This is a genomic window from Thalassovita autumnalis (assembly GCF_001458255.1).
Lineage (GTDB): Bacteria > Pseudomonadota > Alphaproteobacteria > Rhodobacterales > Rhodobacteraceae > Thalassobius > Thalassobius autumnalis.
The window spans coordinates 72,817-96,167 of record NZ_CYSB01000029.1; the positions used below are offsets into that span (position 1 = coordinate 72,817).

Consider the following 23,351-nt stretch of genomic DNA (forward strand, 5'->3'; position numbering starts at 1 on the left):
CCTCCATGCGCGATAATCTGGCGTCTCAATCAATTGCCGTACCCTAGGCGCTCCGAGCGTCTGCAGGCAAGGACCGGGCTTTCCCCGTATTGACCAAATAGGCCCTGACAGGCTCCTCTATCGCAAACGGAGGAGAGACATGACAACATCCCGCATTCCCGGGCTGCATAAGATGGCGCGCACCGAACGGCTGGATGCCGTGGCAGACGCCGCAGGCCTCAGCGCAGACACCAAGGCAGCCCTGAACCGCAACAGTGCCACCGCGGATCTGGCGGACCACCTGTCGGAAAACGTGATCTCAACCATTGAGGTGCCGCTGGGGGTGGCCACAAATCTGGTGGTCGATGGCACGGAGGTGCTGGTGCCGATGGCGACCGAGGAAAGTTCGGTCATTGCCGCAGTCTGCAACGGGGCACGTGCCTGCCGTCCAAGCGGCGGCGTGATGACAGAGGCGGATGATCCCGTGATGATTGCGCAGGTGCAGATCACCAATGTGCCGGATGTCGCGGCAGGTCAGGCAGCCCTCTTGGCGCAGGAGGCCACGATCAAAGCGGTCTGCGACGGGTGCGATCCGATGCTGGTGTCGCTGGGTGGCGGGTTTCGCGGGCTGGAGGCGCGGACGCTGGAAAACGCTATGCTGGTCCTGCACCTGCATGTCGATGTGCGGGACGCGATGGGGGCCAATACGGTCAACACCATGGCCGAAACGCTGGCACCACAGATCGAAGACTGGACCGGCGGCACCGTGGGCCTGCGCATCCTGTCAAACCTTGCTGATCGGCGGCTGGTGCGCGCCCGTGCGCGTTGGAGCGCGGAGGAGATTGGCACCGACACCGTGGCGGGCATCCTCAACGCCTATGCCTTCGCCGCCGCCGATCCTTACCGGGCCGCAACCCACAACAAGGGCATCATGAACGGCATTGATGCCGTGGCAATGGCCACAATGAACGACACCCGCGCGATTGAGGCCGGGGCACACGCCTATGCCGCCACCCGTGGTCCGGGCTATGCGCCGCTGACCCGCTATTGGCAGGAGGGTGAGGATCTGATCGGCGAAATTGAGCTGCCCCTGGCCATGGGCATCGTCGGCGGAGCCACCCGCGCCCATCCCACCGCACAGGCCGCGCTGGAAATCATGCAGGCAGATGGTGCCGACCGGTTGTCACGGGTGACGGCGGCTGTGGGGTTGATCCAGAACTTCTCGGCCCTGCGCGCCCTGGCCACCGAAGGCATTCAGCGCGGCCACATGAGCCTGCATGCCCGCAACGTTGCCATCACCGCAGGGGCAACCGGGGCGCAGGTGGATCAGATCGCACAGGAGATGATCGCCCGCAAAACCATCCGCGAAGATGTGGCGCGGGCCTTGCTGTCAGAAGGCGCGTCCTAAGACGGCCTAGGCTCAGGACCGATTAATGCGTTCTGCGTCTAAACAAACTGCTCCCGCAGCAGCCGCTCTTCCAACCCGTGGCCAGGGTCAAACAGCATGTTGTGGGAAATTTCCGGCTCGGACTGGATTTCCACCGACAGGACATTGGGCACCAATGTGCTGTCGGCCTCGGCCATCACCGGGCGTTTGCCTGGCTCAATCACATCAAAACGCACCTTCGCCGTGGAGGGCAGCAAGGCCCCCCGCCAGCGCCGGGGCCGGAACGGCGCAATCGCGGTTAGCGCCAGCACATCCGATCCAATCGGCAGGATCGGCCCATGGGCGGAATAGTTATAGGCGGTCGATCCCGCCGGCGTCGAAATCAGCGCCCCGTCGCAGACCAGTTCTTCCATGCGCAGGCGCCCGTCGATGGTGATCCGCAGCTTCGCCGCCTGTGATCCCGACCGCAGGACCGAAACCTCATTCAGCGCCAATTCGCGATGTTTGGTGCCATCTGCGCAGGTCGCCAGCATGGAAAGCGGGTGAATCACCGCCTCCTCAGCCTGCTCTAGGCGCTCCATCAGGTCGCCCTCGGCATATTCGTTCATCAAAAAGCCAACGGTGCCGCGATTCATCCCGTAGACAGGTTTCGCCAGATCACGTGTTCGGTGCAACGTGGCCAGCATGAACCCGTCACCGCCCAAAGCGACGATCACATCGGCTTCAGCCTCCTCGACAGTGCCATAGCGGCTGATCAGCGCGGCACGGCCGGTTTGGGCCGAAGGGCTGTCACTGGCGACAAATGCGATTTTCATAGTTAACCCGGCACCCTGTAGTTTCCGATAGGCGTCATTGGTGCCGATCGAAACACAAGTTCACAGCAAGTACCACCCCTGCCGCCAACACACGCCACTTGGTCGCATTCATAGCTTTCCGATTCACCATTATTCCGTTACCTAGCCGCCAACCCTATCCCATGACTCAGCCATGACGGAGCGTCCCATGTCCGATACCGGTTTCTTCACCGAAAGCCTCTCTTCCCGCGATCCCGAGCTGTTTGGCTCCATCACCGATGAGCTGGGCCGCCAGCGCAACGAGATCGAGCTGATCGCCTCGGAAAACATCGTCTCTGCCGCCGTGATGGAAGCGCAGGGTTCGGTAATGACCAACAAATACGCCGAAGGCTACCCGGGCCGCCGCTACTATGGCGGTTGCCAGTACGTCGACGTGGCCGAAAACCTGGCCATTGAGCGCGCCAAAGAGCTGTTCGGCTGTGAGTTCGCCAATGTGCAGCCCAACTCGGGGTCGCAGGCCAACCAGGGCGCCTTCATGGCGATGATCAAACCCGGTGACACCATCCTGGGCATGAACCTGGCCTCCGGTGGCCACCTGACCCACGGCGCCGCGCCGAACCAGTCGGGCAAATGGTTCAACGCCGTTCAGTACGGTGTGCGTCAGCAAGACAACCTGATCGACTATGACGAAGTCGCCGCCCTGGCCCGTGAGCACAAGCCGGCGCTGATCATTGCCGGTGGGTCCGCCATCCCGCGTCAGATCGATTTCGCCAAATTCCGTGAGATCGCTGATGAGGTTGGCGCCTACCTGATGGTGGACATGGCCCACTTCGCCGGTCTGGTTGCTGCAGGTGAACACCCCTCGCCCTTCCCTTACGCGGATGTGGCCACCACCACCACCCACAAGACCCTGCGCGGTCCCCGTGGCGGCATGATCCTGACCAACAACGCCGATCTGGCCAAGAAGATTAACTCGGCCATCTTCCCCGGCATTCAGGGCGGCCCGCTGATGCATGTGATCGCGGCCAAGGCCGTGGCCTTTGGCGAAGCGCTGCGTCCTGAGTTCAAAGAGTACCAGAAACAGGTGCGCGCCAACGCCGTTGCGCTGGCCGATCAGCTGATGAAGGGTGGTCTGGACATCGTCACCGGCGGCACCGACACCCATGTGATGCTGGTCGACCTGCGCCCCAAAGGGGTGAAAGGCAACGCCACCGAAAAGGCCCTGGGCCGCGCCCACATCACCTGCAACAAAAACGGCATCCCGTTTGACCCGGAAAAGCCGATGGTCACCTCGGGCATCCGTCTGGGCACCCCGGCTGGCACCACCCGCGGCTTCGGTGAGGCTGAGTTCCGCCAGATCGCGGATTGGATTGTCGAAGTTGTCGACGGTCTGGCCGCCAACGGTGAAGAGGGCAACGGCGCCGTCGAAGCCAAGGTCAAGGCCGAGGTCGAAGCCTTCTGCGCCAACTTCCCGATGTACCCGAACCTGTAAGCAGGTCTGACATCAAGAAATAAGAACCCCCGGCCCAATGGACCGGGGGTTTTTCTTTGGCGCAAGCCCTCAATACCAGAAGCGCGACAGGTGCTTTTCGTTTTCTGCCCGCAGCGCCGCGCGGCAGCGCCTATGTTGGGCAAGTTGCGCTTCGTGGTTTTTTGGCAAGTGTGTACCCACGTCTATCTTGCGTGGCGTTTGGCTGAACCAACTGGTGAGTTTCCCAAACATTGAAATGTCTCCGCTAAGACCTGTCTATCTGTCAGCTTAGCGAAGACGGCTGTGGTGACAGCTGCACTTCAGCTGCCACCTTGTAAGCCGGGCTTACACGTCTTCGCGCAGGGCCTCCTCCAGCATCTTTTCATTGCGGGCCTCTTCGATCTTGCGAATGCGGTCCTCGCTGGAGCGGGCGTCAAAGCGGTATTTCACCACGTTGATCAGGCTCAGTGTCAGCAGCAAGATGCCCATGCCCCAGAACCCTTTGGTGGCCAGCGGCACCTCAGTCGAAAGCCACAGTGAGACGCCCAGCATCCCATAGGCAATGGCGACACCAGCCATGTTGAGAAGGACGATAAGGGCGTTGTCATTACGATCGGTCATTTCTAAATTCTCCTAAGTCTATCAGTTATCTATCAGGTGCTGGGTTGGGGATTATTTGGTTTTCAGCCGCGCCAGCACATCGGCGGCGGTGGATTTTGTGGCGGGGCCAAACCCGGCCTCAGCAAGGGTATCTGTGGCGCTGCCGGGGGGCAGATCGGCGTCAATCTCATTCAGGATCATGGACTGCTCAAAGGGGTCATCACGGTCCAGCACCCGGGCGATCAGCCCTTCGGCCTCCTCAAAGGCGCTGTCCTGCGCCACGTGACGTCCCAGCCGTTTCTGCATCTGCTGTTCCTTGTGGGCTGCACGTGCCTGCAGGGCGCCCTGCTTCAGATCCAGAATGCGACGGTGGGCGCGTTCAACCGAGTGTTTCAGCTGCATCACACGGGCCTCCAGCCGGTCCAGCGTCTGTTGGCGCTGCTGGCGTTCGTTTTCCATTCGGGCAATGGCGTCCGCTGCCTGCATCGCCAGATCTTCACGCCCGCCCTCCAATGCGGCGGTGGCGCGGCTGGTCAGGTCCACGATCTGCCCGTCAATCCGCTGCAGCTGGCTGGCCTCGCCGCGCTGTTTCTGCATCAGGCTGGCCAGTGTGAATTTGGCGTTTTTCAAACCCGCCTCAGCTTCGCGGATTTTCTGATCGATCAATTCAATCGCATAGGTGTCGCGCAGACGCTCTTCTGCACGGGCATTTGCGCCGGTCACCAGGGTCTTCAAAGTCGAGAACATAATCTTTCCTCCAATTCACTTGCGATGCTGTCGTGAACATCGTTCATAAACTAGAGGTAAGACACTCCTGAACATCGTTCAAGACATTTCTTGAACGATGTTCAATTTTTCCCGATTTGACCCAATACCTGCGAAATCATTTCTGCGATCTGATCGCGTGGCACCCCGGAAATCCGCTGCTGCAATCCCAGCAGAACCATGCCGTGCACCGAGGAAAATAAGGCCCGTGTCATCAATGACAGCTCATCGCGGTCCTTTTCCGGGAACAGTTCGGCCAAGGGGGCGGCGATCAATGCAAACAACTCCCCCAAGGCCTGCATATACCACTGTGGCACCGCATTTTCGGTCGACATGTCCACATCAAACAGCGCCCGCCACAGGTGCGTGTTGTCGGCAGCATAGCCCAGATAAGCGTGACTCATGCGAATCAACCGGGCATTTGGATCCAGATGCTCCGCCCCTTCCAGTGAGCCGCGCACCGTCGCCCCCAATTGCTGAAAGGTGCGGCCGTTCACCTCCAGCACAAGCGCCGTCATATCCTCAAACACGTTATAGATGGCCCCTAGGGCGCACCCCGCCTCTTTCGCCAACTGCCGCGCCTTCAGCGATCCCAGCCCTTCGGCAACGATCTGCGCTTCGGCCAGTTCCACCAGCTTCTCCCGCAGCGCCGCGCGCCGGGCCTCTACCTTGCCTGCCATCTGTGTCCCCTCATCGCCAAACACATTGAACGTCGTTCATGACTACCGCGAAGACCCGCCGAGGGAAAGGCCCAAGCTGGACAGCCCTGCCCAAGCGCGGCTAACTGGACCGATGAAAAAGTCACTTATATCCAAAAGCAAATTTCTAAGCCTCATTCTGCGCCACTCCCCAGAAGAAATCGGTCTTACCCTTGATGCCGCTGGCTGGGCGCCGGTGGATGCGATCCTTGCCAATAGCCGTCAGCCGATCACGCACGAAGAATTGCTAGAGATTGTTGAAACCAATCCAAAACAAAGGTTTGCACTATCTGAGGATGGTCGGCGCATCCGCGCGCGGCAAGGTCACTCCCGCGATGTGGACCTGGGGCTCAAGCCAGTCACACCTCCCTCAATCCTTTATCACGGCACCGCCGAATCCACACGCGCGCAAATTTTGGCAGAAGGCTTGCGACCGATGGGTCGCCAGCACGTCCATCTTTCCGCCGATAAGGAGACGGCCCGGACTGTTGGCGCCCGTCACGGGAAACCAGTGATTTTGCAGGTCGCAGCCTCGGCGCTCCACCAACAAGGGCAGGCTTTCTACTTATCGGAAAACGGCGTTTGGCTGACTGGCTCTGTCGCGCCAGAGGCACTCTCCGAATGACCCAACACGCCCCCCATACCCTGACCGTTGAACGCCGCCTTGGTGACTGGATGCGTGAGCGGCTGCCGGGGCCGGTGGCGGAATTTGTGATGTTTGTGCTGAAACAGGGCTGGGCCTGCCTGTTCGGGATTTGCCTGCTGGCTGCAATTCTCGGCAGCAAGGCGATCTGGCAGCCGGACTGGGCGCTGCACCGCTATGACGCGCTGGTCATTGTGGCCGTGGGCCTGCAGGTGCTGTTCCTCAGCCTGAAGCTGGAAAGCTGGGAAGAGGCCAAAGTCATCGCCCTGTTCCACCTGACAGGCACCGCGATGGAGCTGTTCAAGGTGCAGGCCGGCAGTTGGGCCTATCCCGAACCGGGGATCCTGAAACTATTGGGGGTGCCGCTGTTCTCCGGCTTCATGTATGCGGCGGTGGGGTCTTATATGGCGCGGGTCATCCGGCTGTTTGACATGCAGTTTGCCCCCTACCCGCCGTTCTGGACCACGGTGATGCTGGCCACAGCGATCTATGTGAACTTCTTCGCCCATCATTTTGTGCCCGACATGCGCTATCTACTGTTTGCCGCCACATTGGTGATGTTTCTGCGCACCCGGATCTGGTTTCGCATTGGCGACAACTGGTATTGGATGCCGCTGCCACTGGCGGCGTTTTTCTCCAGCTTCTTTCTGTGGCTGGCCGAAAACATCGGCACGCTCACCGGCACGTGGCTCTATGCAGGGCAGAACCCGCTGGAGAAGGTCAGCTTTGCCAAGATGGGATCATGGTATCTGCTGCTCTACGTCAGCTTCGTAACCGTCACCCTGGTGATCCGTCACGCGCTGCACCGTCAGCCAGTACAGCCTCAGCGGATCACAGAAAGCCGCGCCACACCAGAATCAGCAGCAACAACGCCAGCACCGCCAGCAGGTTGAACGACAGGCTGCCCAAGAGCGACAGCACCGCGCCTTTGCGGCGGTCTTTGACATCCACGGTTTTCAGATGCTGGCGCAGGGTGCGATAGGCGCGCTCCACCTCGGCTGCATCGACCTGCATCATCAGCTTGGGGTGGCCCACATGGGCCCCGGCCTCGACCAGCACTTGCGCGGCGCGGCGCACATAGCCCGGCACCCGGCGCCCCAGCCGCTGCAACCGTGCGGTCAGCGGCCCGCTGGACAGGCCAAACTTTTCGGCCAGTAGCTCATTCAGCTCACTCTCCATCCGGGTCAGCGCCTGTTGGTCGATCACTTTTGCGTCCTCTGCATCCAGTGTTGCGCCTTTGGGGCGCGAATGTCTCTGGCACGCGCGCGCGTGCTCCACTATCTATCCCCCATGCTGAACCAGATTGTCCACGGTGAACCGACCGACCAGCCCGCTCTTTTGATTGTTCATGGCCTTTACGGCTCTGGCCGCAATTGGGGTGTGATTGCCAAACGCCTGTCTGACGAACGGCAGGTGATTGCTGTTGACCAGCGCAACCACGGGCACAGCCCCTGGCATGACAGCCACAGCTATGAGGACATGGCCGAAGATCTGGCCGAGGTGATCCGCGCCCATGGCGCGCCGATGGATGTGCTGGGCCACTCAATGGGCGGCAAAGCGGCGATGGTGCTGGCGCTGAAACACCCCGATCTGGTCAACCGGCTGGTGATCGCGGACATTGCGCCGGTCAGCTACACCCATTCGCAGATCCAATACATCGAGGCGATGCGCGCGGTGGATCTGGCACAGGTCGAAAAACGTTCTGACGCCGAGGCACAGCTGCGCGCGATTGTGGATGATCCGGTGTTGCCGACCTTCTTCACGCAGTCACTGGATGTGGCGGGCAAACGCTGGCGGCTCAACCTGGACGTGCTGGCACGGGACATGGATCAGATCCTCAGCTTCCCCAAGATTGACGGGCAGTTCGATGGCAAAACCCTGTTTCTAGCCGGGGCGCTATCGGACTATGTGCGCCGGGAAGATCGGGATTTGACCAAAAGCTATTTCCCCAACAGCCACTTTGCCAAACTGCCGGGTGCCGGTCACTGGCTGCATGCGGAAAAGCCGCGTGAGTTCGAAGCTGCCGTGCGCAGCTACCTCGCTAATACCTGATTTACCGGGAGGGCACACGGGTCTTAGCGGCGGCGACAGCACCTGGGGGACCCCTTCCCGCGAGCACCATCGCCGCCTCCCGCCGAAGCGGGATGCCGAGAACCTATTGATCAGTCGTGATAAAGTTTGCGCGCGACCAGGTAGGTCAGTGGCAGCGACAGAACAAATCCAATCAGCGCCGCCGTCAGCAGGCCGACAACCCTGTCATGGCCCATCACCAGCGCGATAATCAGACATGTGCCGGAAAGCGTAGCACCAATAAAGAGGTGCAGGATGGCTGCAAGCCTGAGCATATCTTTCGCCCAATTCAGTTACTTCAACGTCTTGATCATATTACTTACTTTGAATGATTTGCCTTTTGATTTGAATCAACACTTAAGTATGTGATTTTGACAGCAACGTAGGGTCAAGCAGATCGCCACAACCGTAGATATACGGGAAATGGCATATTTTTTCTTCAAGCCTACGCTCGAGTTAAACAGACCTCAAAAATACAGGTTTAGCCTTTAAAACTTGGCAGCTTTTGCATGAAACAAGTTTTAATTGTCAACTAAAATTTCCCTACGACTGAAGCGTGCACAGGGCCGCGCGACAGGTCAGTGCATGACGTCAAACTATTGACCATACAGACGTCAAAATATCAACAATACAGAAATCCGCCCAAGTACATCCGCACAATAGAGGCGGATGAAGCGGGCTGCATAACTGCCCCCAAAAGCGAAGCGCCCCAAAAGAAACCCCGCACCAAGGTGCGGGGTCGTGTCTCAGTCATCCATCTTCAAGGCCGAGATGAAGGCCTCTTGCGGGATGTCCACCTTACCGAACTGGCGCATCTTCTTCTTACCCGCCTTCTGCTTCTCCAGCAGTTTCTTCTTCCGGGTCATGTCGCCGCCGTAACACTTGGCCGTCACATCCTTGCGCAGCGCGGCCAGGGTTTCACGGGCAATCACCTTGCCACCGATGGCGGCCTGGATCGGGATCTTGAACATGTGGCGCGGGATCAGCTCTTTCAGCTTCTCACACATGGCGCGGCCCCGCAGTTCGGCGCGATCGCGGTGCACCATCACGGAAAGCGCATCCACCGGCTCTTCGTTGACCAGAATGGACATCTTCACCAGCGTGTCTTCGCGGTAGCCGGTCATCTGATAGTCAAAGGACGCATAGCCCTTGGTCACCGATTTCAGACGGTCGTAGAAGTCAAACACAACCTCGTTCAGCGGCAGGTCATAGACCACCATTGCGCGAGTGCCAGCATAGGTCAGATCTTCCTGCAGGCCACGACGGTCCTGACACAGTTTCAGCACGTCGCCCAGATATTCATCCGGCACCATGATGGTGGCCTTGATGCGCGGCTCCTCAAGGTGGTCCACCTTGGAAAGGTCAGGCATGTCGGCCGGGTTGTGCAGCTCAATCATCTCACCGGGCTCGTTATCCTTGCCCTTCATGTAGACGTGATAGATCACCGACGGCGCGGTGGTGATTAGCTCAATGTTATATTCGCGTTCGATCCGGTCGCGGATCACCTCAAGGTGCAACAGCCCCAGGAAGCCGCAGCGGAAGCCAAAGCCCAGCGCGGCGGAGGTTTCCATTTCATAAGAGAAGGACGCATCATTCAGTGCCAGCTTCTCAATCGCGCCGCGCAGATCCTCAAACTCGGCCGAGTCGACCGGGAACAGGCCACAGAACACCACCGGCTGGCTGGGTTTAAAGCCTTCCAGCGGCTCCTCGGCGCCTTTCTTTTCGGTGGTGATCGTATCGCCCACCTTGGTGTCACGCACCTGTTTGATCGAGGCGGTGATAAAGCCGATTTCACCCGGGCCCAACTCCTCAACCTGCGTCATCTCAGGGCGGAACACGCCAACCCGGTCCACAGGGTAGTTGGCGCCGGTCTGCATCATGGTGATACGTTGCCCTTTGCGCAGGGTGCCGTCCATGATCCGCACCAGAACCACAACGCCCAGGTAAGCGTCATACCAGCTGTCAACCAGCATCGCCTTCAGCGGCGCATCACGATCACCGCTCGGCGCCGGCAGGCGCTGCACGATCGCTTCCAGCGTGTCCTCAATACCGATGCCCGATTTCGCCGAGACCTGAATGGCGTCCGTGGCATCAATACCGATCACATCTTCAATCTGCTCGGCCACACGGTCACAGTCCGAGGCGGGCAGGTCGATCTTGTTCAGAACCGGCACGATCTCATGATCGGCCTCAATCGCCTGATAGACATTGGCCAGGGTCTGCGCCTCAACCCCTTGGGTCGAATCCACCACCAGCAGCGAACCTTCAACGGCCCGCATCGAACGCGACACCTCATAGGCAAAGTCCACGTGGCCGGGGGTGTCGATCAGGTTCAGCACATAGGTCTCACCGTCCTTCGCCTGATAGTCGATGCGCACGGTGTTGGCCTTGATGGTGATGCCGCGTTCCCGCTCGATATCCATCGAGTCCAGGAGCTGTTCCTTCATGTCCCGATCGGCCACGGTATTGGTCGATTGGATCAGGCGGTCAGCCAGCGTGGATTTACCGTGGTCGATATGCGCCACGATCGAGAAGTTGCGGATGTTTTTCAGGTCGGTCATGAGCGGGATATGCGTTGGAATCGGGCGCTGGTCAATATGGCGCATGCGCCCCGCGCCCTGCAAAAGCACAATGAACGCGGGGTTTGGCTGATTTTCGTGGCTGTGCGCCCCCTGGGCCACGAAACGTGATCCTCAGAAACAGCAAAGGCGCCCGGCTCGCGGGCGCCATCGGATACCTTCGTGCAGATCAGTCGAAGTCAAAGATCTCGGACAGGAAGCTCTTCTGTTTGCGCTTCTTATAGTGCTTGCGATCGTCATAGCCCCGGCTGTCATAACCGCTGTCACGGCGTTCCTCGCGATACGCCTGACGCGGCGCGGGCTGCGGCGCCTCGGGCACGGCGGAGCGTTCGATGATCTTGTCCAACTCACCCCGGTCCAGCCAAACACCGCGACACTGCGGGCAGTAGTCAATTTCGACCCCCGCGCGTTCGGTCATCACCAGTTGGGCGCCGTCGATCGGACATTGCATCATCATCACTCCTTTATGGTTGCCCCATAGAAATGGGGCTTGCCCCGGCTGGAACAAGCCCCATCAACGGTCATTTCGACGCAATCAGCAGCGATCAGCGCAGCACATGCACCGCGCATTTGGCATGGCGTACAACTTGCGTCGCGGTGGAGCCAAGTAGCAGGTTCTGCATGCCCGGACGGTGCGAGGCGATGACGATACAGTCGATGTCATTTTCAGCCGCGTAATCCACAATAGTGCGGCCCGAATGGCCATCCACCACCTGAACCTCGGCGCCGTCGATGCCCTCAACCATTTGGGCCAGTTCTTCGGCAACAGTTTTCTGCATATCGCTGTGAAACCCTTCGGGCACATAGGTCAGCGCATAGCCCGGCACCGCCTCCATCACATGCAGCACGGTCATTTTGCCGCCTTCGGCCCGGATCGCTTGGGCGATTTCCAAGGCACCGGCCGAGTCGCGGTTTTCTTCAAATGAGACGGGGACAAGAATGTTCTTATACATAGGGATCTCCTTTCGCTTGCCGTGACAGTGCCACAGGCGAAAGGAGGCCACCTTGATACAGGTCAGATCCGGGTCAGGGGCGGATTACAGCACTGTGACGCGGGTTCCCGTGGGCACCCGCTCATACAGATCCTTCACATGGTCATTGATCATGCGGATACAGCCGTTGGAGACCGAGCGCCCGATCGAGCGCGGCTGGGTCGTGCCATGGATGCGGAAATAAGTGTCGCGGCCATTTTTATAAAGGTAAAGCGCCCGCGCGCCCAAAGGGTTCGACGGACCACCCGGTTGAATGTAGTCATTGTCGACAAACTTCGCATAGGTGCGCGGCTCACGTTTGATCATCTCAGCCGTGGGGCGCCAGTTTGGCCACTTGGCCTTGCGTTGGATCACCGCGTCACCTTTGAACTCCAGCCCCGCCTTGCCGACGCCAACGCCGTAGCGCCGTGCCTGATTGGGCCCGGTGACCAAATAGAGGTAATGCGCCTGTGGCAGGATCAGGATCTGCCCCGGCTCTACCCCGCTTTTGATCCGCACCTCCTGCGGCAGGTATTTCGTATCAACCTCAAAGGCCCGCGCGATGGAGGGCATCGCAAGCGTGGTCGAGGCGGCGGCAGCGGAGGTGAGGAAATGGCGGCGTAGCATCAGGGGGGCACTCATATGTTTTGCAAAGGAATGCCCGCAGAATGCCCTGAGCCGGGTGGCAAAATCAATGTTTTCAAAGGCCCCGGCGATCACGTTTTTGCCAATAGGACCGCTTTGGGCACTCAGATCGCCGCCCAATCGGTGAAGCGATAAGGTGCCCTGCCCTGCGCCTCCGACGGACGCGGCAGGTCATGTTTGCGGGTGGGTTGGGGTTCAGATCTCGGCATCGGTGTGTCCTCCTATGTCTAAGGACGTGGGGAGGCCGAGGACCTGTTTCCAGCGATGTTTCAGCCAGATGGCGGCGCTGTGAGGGGATGTGTTTTAGAAGCGGATACCTCTGTACTTAGCCCCTAGCGACCGAACCGAGGGGCGAAGCGAAGCGCCCGCCCCGTGGGGGCGGTTCGGGCGCTGCCCGGCAAAGCCGGGCTGGTTTTGGGTAATTATCACCAGTCCTGAAGATCGAGGATATTATCTAGAAACAAAAACTCCAGATCTCTGCTGCGAAACAGACACTCCCAGTGTGCTTTTGCGGAATTTTCATCATCAGGAGTTCTTGAAACAACTCGGATCGTCGCGCCCTCATGGGCTTCGGATATCAAACGATTGAGATGTAGATCCGCGCCTCCATAGCCAAAAAGCGTAACCGCGACTGGTTGCTTAAGTATCTCTGCAAGTTCAGCCCAATATCGCCGAAGTATTGCGGATGAATTGATAGCACCGGGCTTGCTTTTAGCATCTGTCAGAACCAGGTGAGTTCTCTCGTATCCTAGGTGACTAGGCAGCTCCGCTCTCGTGATTTTCCGGTCTTTACCACCTCTTCTAATGAACAATGGAGAGCCGTGGAGATGCAGAAACCAGCCCTCACCCTCTATCATAAGCCGTTTATGGAACTCGAAATCAAATTTCCCGCGCAAGAAACCGTCTCGCAACAAGTGTTGTTGCGCAATTGGTGTCTCCACGAAAGAACCGTACAAAAGATCATCATAGTTCAATGTAGCAATATGCGGTCTGTCACGCTCAACAAAGGCCCGGAATTTTTGGGCAAACTCAGGGGGTAACTTGTGCTCTGCACTATGAAACTGAGATGCTGCGTGATGAAAATACCTGCGCACAGCATTGGGAAAATCTTCTCCATTACCAGTTAACCAAGCCTCGTCACAATTGGCGCGTTCTTGAAAATGCGCAATCAAATCGCAAGCATCCACAACTCGTTGCAGATCGCGTAACTGAGCCTCTTCGGTAGGAGCTGCCATCTCTGGCCCGACAGCGCCGTCGCTGAGGCAATTTGCAATTAGCGCACGTTCGTCATCGTTTAGGGGGCCTTCTTCGGACCAGGCTTCCTCAAGTGCCCGCTTTAAACTGTAGAAGTCATTGTCAAATGCACGACCTAAGCCGTTACCAAATATGTACAGCTTTCTCATATCGCTTCCCAAATCATCAATAAGATGCATCAATCAGAAGCAAAATCGCGCTTTGAGTGCAAGTCGGAGAATTCACAAAACAAAAAAGCGGCCCCGAAGGGCCGCTTTGCCACCCCTTAACGGGTGAATTTCTTGTGTTTGATCCGCTTCGGCTCCAGCGCGTCGGGGCCCAGGCGGCGTTTCTTGTCTTCTTCGTAGTCCTCGAAGTTGCCCTCGAACCATTCCACATGGGCGTCACCTTCGAAGGCGAGGATGTGGGTACAGATCCGGTCAAGGAAGAAACGGTCGTGCGAGATCACCACCGCGCAGCCGGCGAAATCAACCAGCGCATCTTCCAGGGCGCGTAGGGTCTCAACGTCCAGGTCGTTGGTCGGTTCGTCGAGCAGCAGCACGTTGCCGCCCTCTTTCAGCAGGCGCGCCATGTGGACACGGTTGCGCTCACCACCGGACAAGAGGTTCAGGGTTTTCTGCTGATCACCGCCTTTGAAGTTGAAGGACGAGCAATAGGCGCGCGAGTTGACCTGCGCATCGCCCAATTCAATCAGCTCCGCCCCGCCAGAAATCGCTTCCCAGACGGTTTCATTGTCTTTCAGATCGTCGCGCGACTGATCGACGTAAGACAGCTGCACGGTCTCGCCATATTCCACGGTGCCCTCATCAGGCTGTTCCTGACCGGTCAGCATGCGGAACAGGGTGGTTTTACCGGCGCCGTTGGGACCGATCACACCGACGATCCCACCGGGCGGCAGGCTGAACGACAGATCCTCGACCAGGAGCTTATCACCCATCGCCTTCTTCAGGCCGTTCACCTCAATCACCTTACCACCAAGACGCTGGCCGTTCGGGATCACGATCTGGGCGCGGGTGATTTTTTCGCGCTCGGACTGGTTGGCCAGATCGTTATAGGCGGCGATACGGGCCTTGGATTTCGCCTGACGCGCCTTGGCGCCTTGACGCATCCATTCCAGCTCGCGCTCCAGCGTTTTCTGGCGGGCTTTGTCTTCTTTGGCTTCGTGCTGCAGGCGTTTTGCTTTTTGTTCCAGCCAGGCCGAGTAGTTGCCTTCGTAGGGAATGCCACGGCCGCGGTCGAGTTCCAGGATCCAGCCGGTGATGTCATCCAGGAAGTAGCGGTCGTGGGTGACGATCAGGATGGTGCCCTTGTAGTCGATCAGGTGCTGCTGCAGCCAGGCGATGGTTTCCGCGTCCAGGTGGTTGGTCGGTTCGTCAAGCAGCAGCATATCAGGTGCTTCCAGCAGCAGCTTACACAGCGCCACACGACGTTTCTCACCACCCGACAGGCTGGTCACATCGGCATCATCGGGGGGGCAGCGCAGCGCCTCCAGCGAGATATCAACCTGGCTGTCCAGATCCCACAGGTTCTGGCTGTCGATCTCATCCTGCAGCTGCGCCATCTCATCCGCGGTTTCATCGCTGTAGTTCATCGCCAGCTCATTGTAGCGATCCAGGATAGCCTTTTTCTCGGCCACACCCAGCATCACATTGCCGCGCACATCGAGGCTCGGGTCCAGCTCCGGCTCCTGCGGCAGGTAGCCGACCTTGGCGCCTTCGGCGTGCCAGGCTTCGCCGGTGAAGTCCTTGTCCATACCGGCCATGATCTTCATCAGCGTCGATTTACCGGCGCCGTTCACGCCCACAACGCCGATCTTCACCCCGGGGAGGAAGTTCAGGTGGATGTTTTCAAAGCATTTCTTACCGCCCGGATAGGTCTTGGAGACGCCGGACATGTGGTAGACATATTGATAGGATGCCATGGGGGAGCTCTCTTACAGGAAAACTTAGGTTGGCAGAGGTGATAGCGGATGGGGCTTGGGGGGGCAATGCGGTTGATAGAGACGATGCAACACCTGCCCAATTGTACCGAGCGCCGTTCCGAGGGGTGGTGCGAACGCGCCGCCCCGTGGGGGCGGAACGGCGCGGCCCAACAGTGCCTGTTGGGCAGGGGCAAAAACGCTAGGCGGTCGTACTAGCAAAATCCAACCCATCAACAGAAGCAGTGAACAGGCATGCCCCTTAATACGCGCCGACAATCAGGCCTCAGATCTTCTTCTCAAAAAAGTAGTCGGGATAGGGGTCATCGTTGAACCGCTCAATCTCACTCCAGCCGGAGCGTTGGTAAAGCGCCACCGCCTCGGGCAGGGCCGAATTGGTGTCGAGCCGCAGCAGGGTGATGCCAAGGTCTTTGGCGGCGCGCTCCGCCTCTGCCATCAGGGTGCGGGACAGGCCCAAACCGCGGGCGGCGGGGGAAATCCACAGGCGTTTGATTTCGGCATAGCCTTTGTCGGTGCCTTTGACGCCAACGCATCCCAGCGGCATGCCATCGGAATAGGCCACAAAGAACACGCCCCTTGGCGCCATCATGTCGGTGGCATCGGGATCAGCGCTGAGGTTGACGTCAAAACCGGTATCGAACCGCTCGCCCAGCTCTTTGTAATAGGCCTCCAGACAGCCCACCGCATCGGGGCTACGGGGGTCACATTCAACCAGTTCGATCCGGTCCCGGCCAAGGGCCGAGGCGACCAGATCCATCGCCTCCAGCAACGCTTCGGGTCGAGGGTGGCGTGACAGGATCTTATCGGCCTGCGCATCCGACAGCGCATTATAAGCATCACGTTCGGCCCTGCCGGCCTCGGTCAGCAGGGCGATACGGCGGCGGCCATCGTTGGGATCGCGCTGCAATTCCAACAGCCCCTCATCCTGCAGCGATTTCAAAAACCGGCTGAGCAGCGGCTTGTCGAGGTCCAGATAGCTGCGGATCGATTCCAGATCGCGGCCTTCAGGGCCAATGGCATGCAGCACCCGCGCCGGGCCCAGAGGCCGCCCGCGGCCCAGAAAGGAATTGTCCAACGCGCCGGTTTCACGGGTGACAGCGCGATTGAAACGGCGGATACGGGCGATGGGATCTTGCGGCATTACGGGGGCTTCCTGGCAGCGATGTCTTACTTGATAGAATAGTTGACTTAAGGCAACTATATCAAAATTGCAAGCCTCGCCACCCTGCCCTGCATGCAGCCCCGAAAAGACGCTTAACGGTTGACAGCGCGCCCCCGCTCCGAGATGGAAAGACATGCGCAACACCCTGCCATACGCCCGCGCCGGTCAGACCATCGGCCTGCTTGGGGGATCCTTTGATCCCGCCCATGCCGGCCATGCCCATATCACCCGCGAAGCGCTGAAGCGGTTTGGGCTGGATCGGGTCTGGTGGCTGGTCAGCCCCGGCAACCCGTTGAAATCACGGGGGCCCGCGGCCATGGCGCAGCGGCTGCAACGGGCCCGGCAGGTGATCAACCACCCGCGCGTGACCGTGACTGATCTGGAATGCCACATCGGCACCCGCTACACCGCCGAAACCCTCAGCCGTCTGCAGCGCCTCTATCCAGGGGTGCGCTTTGTCTGGCTGATGGGGGCGGACAATCTGGTGCAGTTTCACCGCTGGCAGAACTGGCAGCAGATCATGGCCGATGTGCCCGTCGGGGTGCTGGCCCGCCCCGGTGACCGGCTGGCGGCGCGCTGTTCCAAGGCAGCGCGGATGCACCGGCAACAAAAGCTCTCCCCGCGCCACAGCCAGGCGCTGCCACAGGGCCGCCCGCCGCGCTGGTGCTTTGTGAACATGCCGATGGTGGCGCAGTCCTCCACCCAGATCCGCGCCGGTGGTGGCTGGGGCTAGCCCACCTTATCCCCACGTTCCGGCCCGAAGGGGCTGCAATGTCGCGGGAAATTCATCAAAACATCCCATCTGCGTGCTTGAGGCCCGCCCCAGACCCGGGGTAAACTGCGCCTTATGGTTCACTCACTTTCCAGACGTTTTTTTATAAGCGCCCTGGCTGCATTTTCGGCCAGCCCCACCGTTGCCAGACCCGTCGATCGCTCCCTGCGACCTGTGGCGCGTCCCGGCACGCCCACCCTGCCCAAGGCAGAAACGATCGAAACCCTGCTCGCCCGCGCCAAACTCAGCGGCGGGCTGAGCTGTGCGGTCGCCGATCCCCACAGCGGTGAGATCCTGGAGGGGCGCGCGGCCAATGCCGTTTTGCCCCCCGCCAGCGTGACCAAAGCGGTCACCGCGCTTTATGCGCTGGACCGGCTGGGCCCCAATCATCGGTTCCGCACCCGGCTGATTGCCACCAAACCGGTGCAAAACGGCGTGCTGCAGGGCGATCTGATCCTTGCCGGTGGCGGCGATCCGACGCTCGACACCGAAGCCCTGGCGCAGCTGGCCAAAACGCTGAAGGCCAGCGGCCTGCGTGAGGTGCGCGGGCGCTTCCTGCTCTATGCCGGCGCCCTGCCCTACCTGCGCCAGATCGATGACAGCCAACCCGATCACGTCGGCTATAACCCGGCGATTTCCGGCCTGTCGCTGAACTACAATCGGGTGCATTTCGAATGGAAACGCGCCGGTGCCGGCTGGGGGGTCACCATGGACGCCCGCTCGGCCAATTACCGGCCTGAGGTGCAGATCTCCCGCATGGCGGTGATCAAACGGCAGGTGCCGGTCTACACCTATCAGCAAAAGGGCAGCACCGATCACTGGACGGTTGCCAGCGGGGCCTTGGGCAAAGGCGGGGCACGCTGGCTGCCGGTGCGTCGTCCAGACCTTTACGCAGGGGAGGTATTCCGCACCCTAGCCCGCGCCCATGGCATTGTTTTGCCTAAGGAAAAAGTGGTGAAGTCCCTGCCCGGCGGCACCACGCTGGCCACCCATCAAAGCCCGATCCTGCGTGAGATCCTGCGCGGCATGCTGAAATATTCCACCAACCTCAGCGCTGAGATGGTAGGCCTTGCCGCCACTCAGTCGGGCGGGAAATCCCCCAGCTCGCTGCGCACCTCGGGTCAGGCCATGACCCGCTGGGCGAAACAGCGGCTGGGCATGCAGCAGGCCAAGTTTCTGGATCACTCGGGCCTTGGCGACGGCTCGCGCCTCTCGGCGCAGGATATGGTGGCCGCGCTGACCACCGCGCAGGCGCGCACCCAACTGGGGCCGCTCCTGAAACAGATCACCCTGCGCGATGCCAAGGGCAAGCCAAACACCCGCCACCCGCTGAAGGTGGTGGCAAAGACCGGCACGCTGAACTTTGCCTCATCGCTGGCGGGCTATGTCACCGCGCCAGACGGGCGGCAGATGGCCTTTGCCATCTTCACCGCCGACGACAAACGCCGCCGCGTGCTGAAGAAGGATGAACGCGAACGCCCCGAAGGCGGCCGCGCCTGGAACCGCCGCTCCAAATCCCTGCAGCAAACCCTGCTGGAACGCTGGGGCGGGGTCTATGGGGGATGAGGGGCTGGGTTGGCGGCTATTCCAACAATCGTAACACATTGCGAACCTTCAGTTAGGTCGTCGACTTCGGATCACTTTCCAGGAGATTTATGAGATCTCTGCCGTTTTGATACCCATTCGGCCGATAACAGCCGCCATCATCAACAAGTACTTGGAATGCTGCGTTTAGACGTTTCCAGTCCGCGTTTTCCCTCGGTACTGTAATGTAACGCTTCCTCTTGTTCTCACATATACCGAGCGCAAACGCCAATGGCTCACTCCCTGCCATCATGTCTGCAAATGTTCCCTTAGCATTGTCAGGTGGGTGACTGACAGGACGGACGATCCGCAACTCAAATTCAGCGTTTTCCGAGGAGCGATGAATGGAAAGACACTTTTTCCCAAGGTACTTTGGGCTCAATCGCCAATTGCAGTAGTCCCAGATCGTTTCATCATAGTCACCCTGAAGCTCTTTCGCCCCTTCGTTTTGCTGTTTGGTGAACTCCTTTTGGATTTCTTCGTCTGCGACAGTGTCATAGGTCAAAATCAGAGGTACATTTCCAAAAAGGTCATCCAGCTGACATATCGTATCAAGCACATTTTTGGCCGTCTGCGCAGGCCGCATCCGCATATACTCACCAAGCGTGGCAGCCCCAAACCTGTGTTTACACATCTCAATGTGTTCATCACTCAGCGGCTCGCCAGCTTCGTAGAACGCCTCGGCCTGCGAAAAGGCCTGAGCCGCAGCTTCACCAACCAATACAACACCAGCCTCCTCATGACCGCCATGAAGACTGCCATGCAAACCATTTGACGAAGCATTTGCGGAACCGATCAGGCCCAGTGCGCGGCTCGCATAGATCTTGGCATGTAAATCCGGATGCACCCGCACTCTTTCAGGGAAAAGATCCGCCAGCACTTGAAGCTCCGCAGGGTTGGTACCGCCATGAGCAACATTAAGCACGACTCGAGTTTTGTCGCTTTTCCGCAGCCCGAGATAATCTGCTGCGTTTTTACCCCAATAAGAGACTGCCAACACCAGTTCATCGTCTGTGCGACAAATGTCCCTCGCGTTCTCCAAAATATCCTGACCCGTTACAATTCTTGTCATTGGACCAACACCACCTCAAACTTAATCTTGCAGAAATAACAATCCTAAATATCCAACAAAAAAAATAAAACAACCTTAAAGATTTCCCCACCCAAAACAAAACCCCGCTCAGCGTGAGCGGGGTTTCTTGAACTCAAAACGCGTAGGCGTCCCCGGTCACCCGGCGATGTGGCGGGCGCGGGCGCCGCGTTCGATGGCGGCGGCGTGCAGGCGGTCGATGTTCAGTTCATGGCGGATCTCTTCCAGCAGGCGCAGCTCGGACTCGGGGATGTTGCCGTCCGCCGCGGCCACATCACAGGCCAGCGCGTAGGCGGTTTCGAACAGATGCTCCGGCAGGTTGTCGCGGATCAGGCCAAAGAGGGCGTCCAGACCTTCCTCTTCCGAGAACAGCTCAAACACGATGCGCGACACATCCCCGATCCGGTCAATGTCATAGGACCCGAAAATCGGCAGGTGGTTCACGGCGTTTTGGATCTTCACCAGCTCAGCCGTGCGCATATTTGCATCCGCCGCCGAGATTGCGACCATGATCGCAACCAGACAGTCCTGCGGGCTGAGCGGATGAGGGGGTTGTTCGCGGGTCATATGCGGGCCTTTCTGGGGCTAACGGGGGGCTGGTGAGGCGCTAAAGGCCCCTTTGCAATTGCAGAATATTGACTGATGCGCTCTGCCGCAATAGGAAGCGGCGGTCTGCCGCGCATGGGGCGCGGGCGGACCGTTTATCTATGGAGACAGCAGATGTCTGAACTGCGTGACGCCGCAATGAAATCCAAAGCCTGGCCCTTTGAGGAAGCCCGGAAGCTGGTAAAGCGTTATGCAAAGGGCAAACCTGAAAAGGGCTATGTGCTGTTTGAAACCGGCTATGGCCCCTCGGGCCTGCCGCATATCGGCACCTTTGGCGAAGTGGCCCGCACCACCATGATCAAACGCGCCTTTGAGGTGATCAGCGACATCCCGACCAAACTGATCTGTTTCTCCGACGATCTGGACGGCATGCGCAAAGTGCCGGGCAACGTCCCCAACGCCGAAAGCCTGCATGAGCATCTGCAAAAGCCGCTGACCTCAGTGCCCGATCCTTTTGGTGAGTATGAGAGCTTTGGCCATCACAACAACGCCATGCTGCGCCGGTTCCTGGATACTTTTGGGTTCGAGTATGACTTCTACTCGGCCAAGGAGTTTTACGAATCCGGCCAATTCGATGAGGTGCTGAAACGCGCCGTTGAGAAATATGATGACGTCATGGCCATCATGCTGAAATCCCTGCGCGAAGAGCGCCGCCAGACCTATTCGATCTTCCTGCCGATCCACCCGGAAACCGGCCGTGTTCTCTACGTTCCGATGAAAAAGGTCTGTGCCGAGACCTACACCATCACCTTTGATGATGAGGACGGCAAAGAATGGACCGTGCCGGTCACCGGCGGCAATGTGAAGCTGCAGTGGAAGCCGGACTTTGGCGCCCGCTGGGCGGCGCTGGGTGTGGACTTTGAGATGTATGGCAAAGACCACTCGACCAACACGCCGATCTATGACGGCATCTGCCGTGTGCTGGGCCAACGCGCGCCGGAACACTTCACCTACGAGCTGTTCCTGGATGCCAATGGGCAGAAGATCTCGAAAACCTCGGGCAACGGGATTTCGATCGATGAATGGCTGACCTACGCCCCGACCGAGAGTCTGGCCTATTTCATGTATCAAAAGCCCAAAACCGCCAAGCGGATGCATTTTGACGTAATCCCCAAGGCGATGGACGAATATCACCAGCAGCTGCGCGCCTATCCCGGCCAGGATGTGAAGGCCCAGCTGAACAACCCGGTCTGGCACATTCACGCAGGTGATGTACCTGCCTCGGACATGGTGGTGCCTTTCTCGATGCTTCTGAACCTGGCCTCGGTTGCCGGTGCGGATGACAAGGCGCAGCTTTGGGGCTTCATCCAGCGCTATGCGCCTGAGGCCTCCCCCGAAGCCAACCCGCAGATGGATGCGGCGGCGGGCTATGCGGTGCGCTACTACAACGACTTCGTAAAGCCTGAGAAGGTGTTCCGCACCCCGACCGATCAGGAACGGGCCGCATTGGAAGATCTGAAAGCGGCCTTCGCCTCGGCAGAGGTGGCGCTGGAACAGATCGCCAAGAAAAACACCATGATGGGCAACGAAGATCCGCTGCCTGAGGCCGATTTCACCGATGGGGATTTCCTGCAGTCGGTGGTCTTTGCAGTGGGCAAGAACCATGGCTTCGAAAACCTGCGGGACTGGTTCAAGGCGCTTTATGAGGTGCTGCTGGGTCAATCGCAGGGTCCGCGCTTTGGGTCCTTCGCAGCGCTTTACGGTGCGGCGGAAACTGTGGCGCTGATCGAACAGGGGCTGAACGGCGAACTGTCGTAAGGCATCCCTCAAATTTGACGGAAACTTTGGCGGGCCTACCTGAATGTCAGGAGGCCCGCCATGCGTTTGATCCCGACCCTAGCCCTTGCCCTGATGCTGCCTTTGCTGCTGTCCCTGCCCCGCGCCGCCCTTGCGGAGCGTTCGGCGGTGGAGCAGGTGATCCGAAACCAGATCGCCGCCTTTCAGGCCGATGATTTCTCCACGGCTTTCAGTTTTGCCAGCCCCAACATCCGCCGGCTGTTTGGCACCTCGCAGAACTTCGGCACCATGGTTCAGCGGGGCTACCCGATGGTCTGGCGCCCCACCGCCCTGGCCTTTCTGGACCATCAGGAACAGGAGGGCGGCGCGGTGCAACGCATTGAGGTGCAGGACAAATCCGGCAAACGCCACCAGCTGGACTATCTGATGGTGGAAACCGATAAGGGCTGGCGCATCGATGGCGTCTTCCTGCGCCCCCCGATGGACGCGGGCGTCTGACGCCTCCGCTCCGCAAGTCCCCCGCCGCCTACCTCCCTGCCGCCACCGTCACGGTGGTCCAAGCGTGCATTAACCTTGTGCCCCTATCCCTAGCCCTCAACAGGCCC

25 protein-coding genes are annotated in these 23,351 nt (G+C 59.3%); 9 read left to right on the top strand and 16 right to left on the bottom strand.

Annotated features, from left to right (window positions below; genetic code table 11):
* The first annotated feature begins 97 nt into the window (after positions 1-97).
* Positions 98-1,387 carry a hydroxymethylglutaryl-CoA reductase, degradative gene (locus TL5118_RS10700; RefSeq protein WP_278044376.1) on the top strand — a complete coding sequence of 430 codons (1,290 nt, stop codon included), beginning with the start codon at positions 98-100 and terminating at the stop codon, positions 1,385-1,387.
* Between the two features lie 38 nt (positions 1,388-1,425).
* Here the strand turns inward: TL5118_RS10700 and TL5118_RS10705 are convergent, their stop codons facing one another.
* A complete protein-coding gene (locus tag TL5118_RS10705) occupies positions 1,426-2,181 on the bottom strand; it encodes an NAD kinase (RefSeq protein ID WP_058245005.1) in 756 nt (251 codons plus the stop codon).
* Between the two features lie 187 nt (positions 2,182-2,368).
* On the opposite strand from TL5118_RS10705, the gene glyA reads away from it, so the two are divergent.
* Complete coding sequence (gene glyA, locus TL5118_RS10710) at positions 2,369-3,652, top strand: serine hydroxymethyltransferase (RefSeq protein ID WP_106404204.1); 1,284 nt, start codon at positions 2,369-2,371, stop codon at positions 3,650-3,652.
* Positions 3,653-3,721: 69 nt separating this feature from the next.
* Here the strand turns inward: glyA and TL5118_RS21375 are convergent, their stop codons facing one another.
* From TL5118_RS21375 to TL5118_RS10725, 4 genes are all read right to left on the bottom strand, one after another.
* Entirely contained in the window at positions 3,722-3,883 is a 162-nt protein-coding gene (locus TL5118_RS21375) for a hypothetical protein (RefSeq protein WP_165590042.1), read from the bottom strand.
* Between the two features lie 93 nt (positions 3,884-3,976).
* The gene (locus tag TL5118_RS10715) at positions 3,977-4,252 is read right to left on the bottom strand and encodes a YiaA/YiaB family inner membrane protein (protein ID WP_058245007.1); all 276 of its coding nucleotides are present in this window, start codon (positions 4,250-4,252) and stop codon (positions 3,977-3,979) included.
* 51 nt (positions 4,253-4,303) lie between these two features.
* On the bottom strand, positions 4,304-4,978 hold the full coding sequence (locus TL5118_RS10720; RefSeq protein WP_058245008.1) for a PspA/IM30 family protein: 675 nt from the start codon (positions 4,976-4,978) through the stop codon (positions 4,304-4,306).
* A gap of 101 nt (positions 4,979-5,079) precedes the next feature.
* The gene (locus TL5118_RS10725) at positions 5,080-5,676 is read right to left on the bottom strand and encodes a TetR/AcrR family transcriptional regulator (protein WP_058245009.1); all 597 of its coding nucleotides are present in this window, start codon (positions 5,674-5,676) and stop codon (positions 5,080-5,082) included.
* Between the two features lie 112 nt (positions 5,677-5,788).
* Here TL5118_RS10725 and TL5118_RS10730 point away from each other — a divergent pair, with 112 nt between their 5' ends.
* Both TL5118_RS10730 and TL5118_RS10735 read left to right on the top strand, forming a co-directional pair.
* Positions 5,789-6,319 (top strand): RNA 2'-phosphotransferase, encoded by a 531-nt coding sequence (locus TL5118_RS10730; protein WP_058245010.1) that lies wholly within the window; start codon positions 5,789-5,791, stop codon positions 6,317-6,319.
* Positions 6,316-7,230, top strand: coding sequence for a DUF817 domain-containing protein (locus tag TL5118_RS10735; RefSeq protein WP_058245011.1), 915 nt, complete (start codon positions 6,316-6,318; stop codon positions 7,228-7,230). Before TL5118_RS10730 ends, TL5118_RS10735 begins: the two co-directional genes overlap by 4 nt.
* On the opposite strand, the gene TL5118_RS10740 is transcribed toward TL5118_RS10735, so the two are convergent.
* Entirely contained in the window at positions 7,169-7,543 is a 375-nt protein-coding gene (locus TL5118_RS10740; protein WP_058245012.1) for a hypothetical protein, read from the bottom strand. The two genes, TL5118_RS10735 and TL5118_RS10740, sit on opposite strands and share 62 nt — an antisense overlap.
* A gap of 84 nt (positions 7,544-7,627) precedes the next feature.
* Here TL5118_RS10740 and TL5118_RS10745 point away from each other — a divergent pair, with 84 nt between their 5' ends.
* The gene (locus TL5118_RS10745) at positions 7,628-8,389 is read left to right on the top strand and encodes an alpha/beta fold hydrolase (RefSeq protein WP_058245172.1); all 762 of its coding nucleotides are present in this window, start codon (positions 7,628-7,630) and stop codon (positions 8,387-8,389) included.
* Positions 8,390-8,499: 110 nt separating this feature from the next.
* Here the strand turns inward: TL5118_RS10745 and TL5118_RS10750 are convergent, their stop codons facing one another.
* The 8 genes from TL5118_RS10750 to TL5118_RS10785 form a co-directional block, all read right to left on the bottom strand.
* Positions 8,500-8,682 carry a hypothetical protein gene (locus tag TL5118_RS10750; protein WP_058245013.1) on the bottom strand — a complete coding sequence of 61 codons (183 nt, stop codon included), beginning with the start codon at positions 8,680-8,682 and terminating at the stop codon, positions 8,500-8,502.
* A gap of 471 nt (positions 8,683-9,153) precedes the next feature.
* Entirely contained in the window at positions 9,154-10,968 is a 1,815-nt protein-coding gene (gene lepA / locus TL5118_RS10755; protein WP_058245173.1) for a translation elongation factor 4, read from the bottom strand.
* A 187-nt stretch (positions 10,969-11,155) separates the two neighbouring features.
* Entirely contained in the window at positions 11,156-11,437 is a 282-nt protein-coding gene (locus TL5118_RS10760; RefSeq protein WP_058245174.1) for a TFIIB-type zinc ribbon-containing protein, read from the bottom strand.
* Between the two features lie 94 nt (positions 11,438-11,531).
* Positions 11,532-11,939 carry a universal stress protein gene (locus tag TL5118_RS10765; RefSeq protein ID WP_058245014.1) on the bottom strand — a complete coding sequence of 136 codons (408 nt, stop codon included), beginning with the start codon at positions 11,937-11,939 and terminating at the stop codon, positions 11,532-11,534.
* A gap of 84 nt (positions 11,940-12,023) precedes the next feature.
* Complete coding sequence (locus TL5118_RS10770; protein ID WP_082626430.1) at positions 12,024-12,599, bottom strand: L,D-transpeptidase; 576 nt, start codon at positions 12,597-12,599, stop codon at positions 12,024-12,026.
* A gap of 428 nt (positions 12,600-13,027) precedes the next feature.
* Positions 13,028-14,005: a hypothetical protein gene (locus TL5118_RS10775; RefSeq protein ID WP_058260785.1), complete on the bottom strand. Its 978-nt coding sequence runs from the start codon at positions 14,003-14,005 to the stop codon at positions 13,028-13,030.
* Between the two features lie 116 nt (positions 14,006-14,121).
* Positions 14,122-15,777, bottom strand: a complete 1,656-nt coding sequence (gene ettA / locus TL5118_RS10780; RefSeq protein WP_058245016.1) for an energy-dependent translational throttle protein EttA — start codon at positions 15,775-15,777, stop codon at positions 14,122-14,124.
* Between the two features lie 283 nt (positions 15,778-16,060).
* The gene (locus tag TL5118_RS10785; protein ID WP_058245017.1) at positions 16,061-16,936 is read right to left on the bottom strand and encodes a bifunctional helix-turn-helix transcriptional regulator/GNAT family N-acetyltransferase; all 876 of its coding nucleotides are present in this window, start codon (positions 16,934-16,936) and stop codon (positions 16,061-16,063) included.
* A 154-nt stretch (positions 16,937-17,090) separates the two neighbouring features.
* Here TL5118_RS10785 and TL5118_RS10790 point away from each other — a divergent pair, with 154 nt between their 5' ends.
* Positions 17,091-17,690 (top strand): nicotinate-nucleotide adenylyltransferase, encoded by a 600-nt coding sequence (locus tag TL5118_RS10790; protein WP_058245018.1) that lies wholly within the window; start codon positions 17,091-17,093, stop codon positions 17,688-17,690.
* Positions 17,691-17,903: 213 nt separating this feature from the next.
* Complete coding sequence (dacB, locus tag TL5118_RS10795) at positions 17,904-19,295, top strand: D-alanyl-D-alanine carboxypeptidase/D-alanyl-D-alanine endopeptidase (protein WP_306345435.1); 1,392 nt, start codon at positions 17,904-17,906, stop codon at positions 19,293-19,295.
* Positions 19,296-19,347: 52 nt separating this feature from the next.
* Here the strand turns inward: dacB and TL5118_RS10800 are convergent, their stop codons facing one another.
* A complete protein-coding gene (locus TL5118_RS10800; protein ID WP_058245020.1) occupies positions 19,348-20,385 on the bottom strand; it encodes a phospholipase D family protein in 1,038 nt (345 codons plus the stop codon).
* Between the two features lie 156 nt (positions 20,386-20,541).
* Complete coding sequence (locus TL5118_RS10805) at positions 20,542-20,970, bottom strand: tellurite resistance TerB family protein (RefSeq protein ID WP_058245021.1); 429 nt, start codon at positions 20,968-20,970, stop codon at positions 20,542-20,544.
* A gap of 153 nt (positions 20,971-21,123) precedes the next feature.
* Between TL5118_RS10805 and TL5118_RS10810 the strand changes: the two genes are divergently transcribed.
* On the top strand, positions 21,124-22,767 hold the full coding sequence (locus TL5118_RS10810) for a lysine--tRNA ligase (RefSeq protein ID WP_058245022.1): 1,644 nt from the start codon (positions 21,124-21,126) through the stop codon (positions 22,765-22,767).
* 60 nt (positions 22,768-22,827) lie between these two features.
* Entirely contained in the window at positions 22,828-23,244 is a 417-nt protein-coding gene (locus TL5118_RS10815; RefSeq protein WP_242601770.1) for a DUF4864 domain-containing protein, read from the top strand.
* Positions 23,245-23,351 lie beyond the last annotated feature (107 nt).

Excerpts from the sequence above, each read along its gene's own strand:
- TL5118_RS10705 (WP_058245005.1), bottom strand. The coding sequence starts at position 2,181 with ATGAAAATCGCATTTGTCGCCAGTGACAGCCCTTCGGCCCAAACCGGC.
- glyA (WP_106404204.1), top strand. The coding sequence starts at position 2,369 with ATGTCCGATACCGGTTTCTTCACCGAAAGCCTCTCTTCCCGCGATCCC.
- TL5118_RS21375 (WP_165590042.1), bottom strand. The coding sequence starts at position 3,883 with ATGTTTGGGAAACTCACCAGTTGGTTCAGCCAAACGCCACGCAAGATA.
- TL5118_RS10715 (WP_058245007.1), bottom strand. The coding sequence starts at position 4,252 with ATGACCGATCGTAATGACAACGCCCTTATCGTCCTTCTCAACATGGCT.
- TL5118_RS10720 (WP_058245008.1), bottom strand. The coding sequence starts at position 4,978 with ATGTTCTCGACTTTGAAGACCCTGGTGACCGGCGCAAATGCCCGTGCA.
- TL5118_RS10725 (WP_058245009.1), bottom strand. The coding sequence starts at position 5,676 with ATGGCAGGCAAGGTAGAGGCCCGGCGCGCGGCGCTGCGGGAGAAGCTG.
- TL5118_RS10730 (WP_058245010.1), top strand. The coding sequence starts at position 5,789 with ATGAAAAAGTCACTTATATCCAAAAGCAAATTTCTAAGCCTCATTCTG.
- TL5118_RS10735 (WP_058245011.1), top strand. The coding sequence starts at position 6,316 with ATGACCCAACACGCCCCCCATACCCTGACCGTTGAACGCCGCCTTGGT.
- TL5118_RS10745 (WP_058245172.1), top strand. The coding sequence starts at position 7,628 with ATGCTGAACCAGATTGTCCACGGTGAACCGACCGACCAGCCCGCTCTT.
- TL5118_RS10750 (WP_058245013.1), bottom strand. The coding sequence starts at position 8,682 with ATGCTCAGGCTTGCAGCCATCCTGCACCTCTTTATTGGTGCTACGCTT.
- lepA (WP_058245173.1), bottom strand. The coding sequence starts at position 10,968 with ATGACCGACCTGAAAAACATCCGCAACTTCTCGATCGTGGCGCATATC.
- TL5118_RS10760 (WP_058245174.1), bottom strand. The coding sequence starts at position 11,437 with ATGCAATGTCCGATCGACGGCGCCCAACTGGTGATGACCGAACGCGCG.
- TL5118_RS10765 (WP_058245014.1), bottom strand. The coding sequence starts at position 11,939 with ATGTATAAGAACATTCTTGTCCCCGTCTCATTTGAAGAAAACCGCGAC.
- TL5118_RS10770 (WP_082626430.1), bottom strand. The coding sequence starts at position 12,599 with ATGAGTGCCCCCCTGATGCTACGCCGCCATTTCCTCACCTCCGCTGCC.
- TL5118_RS10775 (WP_058260785.1), bottom strand. The coding sequence starts at position 14,005 with ATGAGAAAGCTGTACATATTTGGTAACGGCTTAGGTCGTGCATTTGAC.
- ettA (WP_058245016.1), bottom strand. The coding sequence starts at position 15,777 with ATGGCATCCTATCAATATGTCTACCACATGTCCGGCGTCTCCAAGACC.
- TL5118_RS10785 (WP_058245017.1), bottom strand. The coding sequence starts at position 16,936 with ATGCCGCAAGATCCCATCGCCCGTATCCGCCGTTTCAATCGCGCTGTC.
- TL5118_RS10790 (WP_058245018.1), top strand. The coding sequence starts at position 17,091 with ATGCGCAACACCCTGCCATACGCCCGCGCCGGTCAGACCATCGGCCTG.
- TL5118_RS10800 (WP_058245020.1), bottom strand. The coding sequence starts at position 20,385 with ATGACAAGAATTGTAACGGGTCAGGATATTTTGGAGAACGCGAGGGAC.
- TL5118_RS10805 (WP_058245021.1), bottom strand. The coding sequence starts at position 20,970 with ATGACCCGCGAACAACCCCCTCATCCGCTCAGCCCGCAGGACTGTCTG.
- TL5118_RS10810 (WP_058245022.1), top strand. The coding sequence starts at position 21,124 with ATGTCTGAACTGCGTGACGCCGCAATGAAATCCAAAGCCTGGCCCTTT.
- TL5118_RS10815 (WP_242601770.1), top strand. The coding sequence starts at position 22,828 with ATGCGTTTGATCCCGACCCTAGCCCTTGCCCTGATGCTGCCTTTGCTG.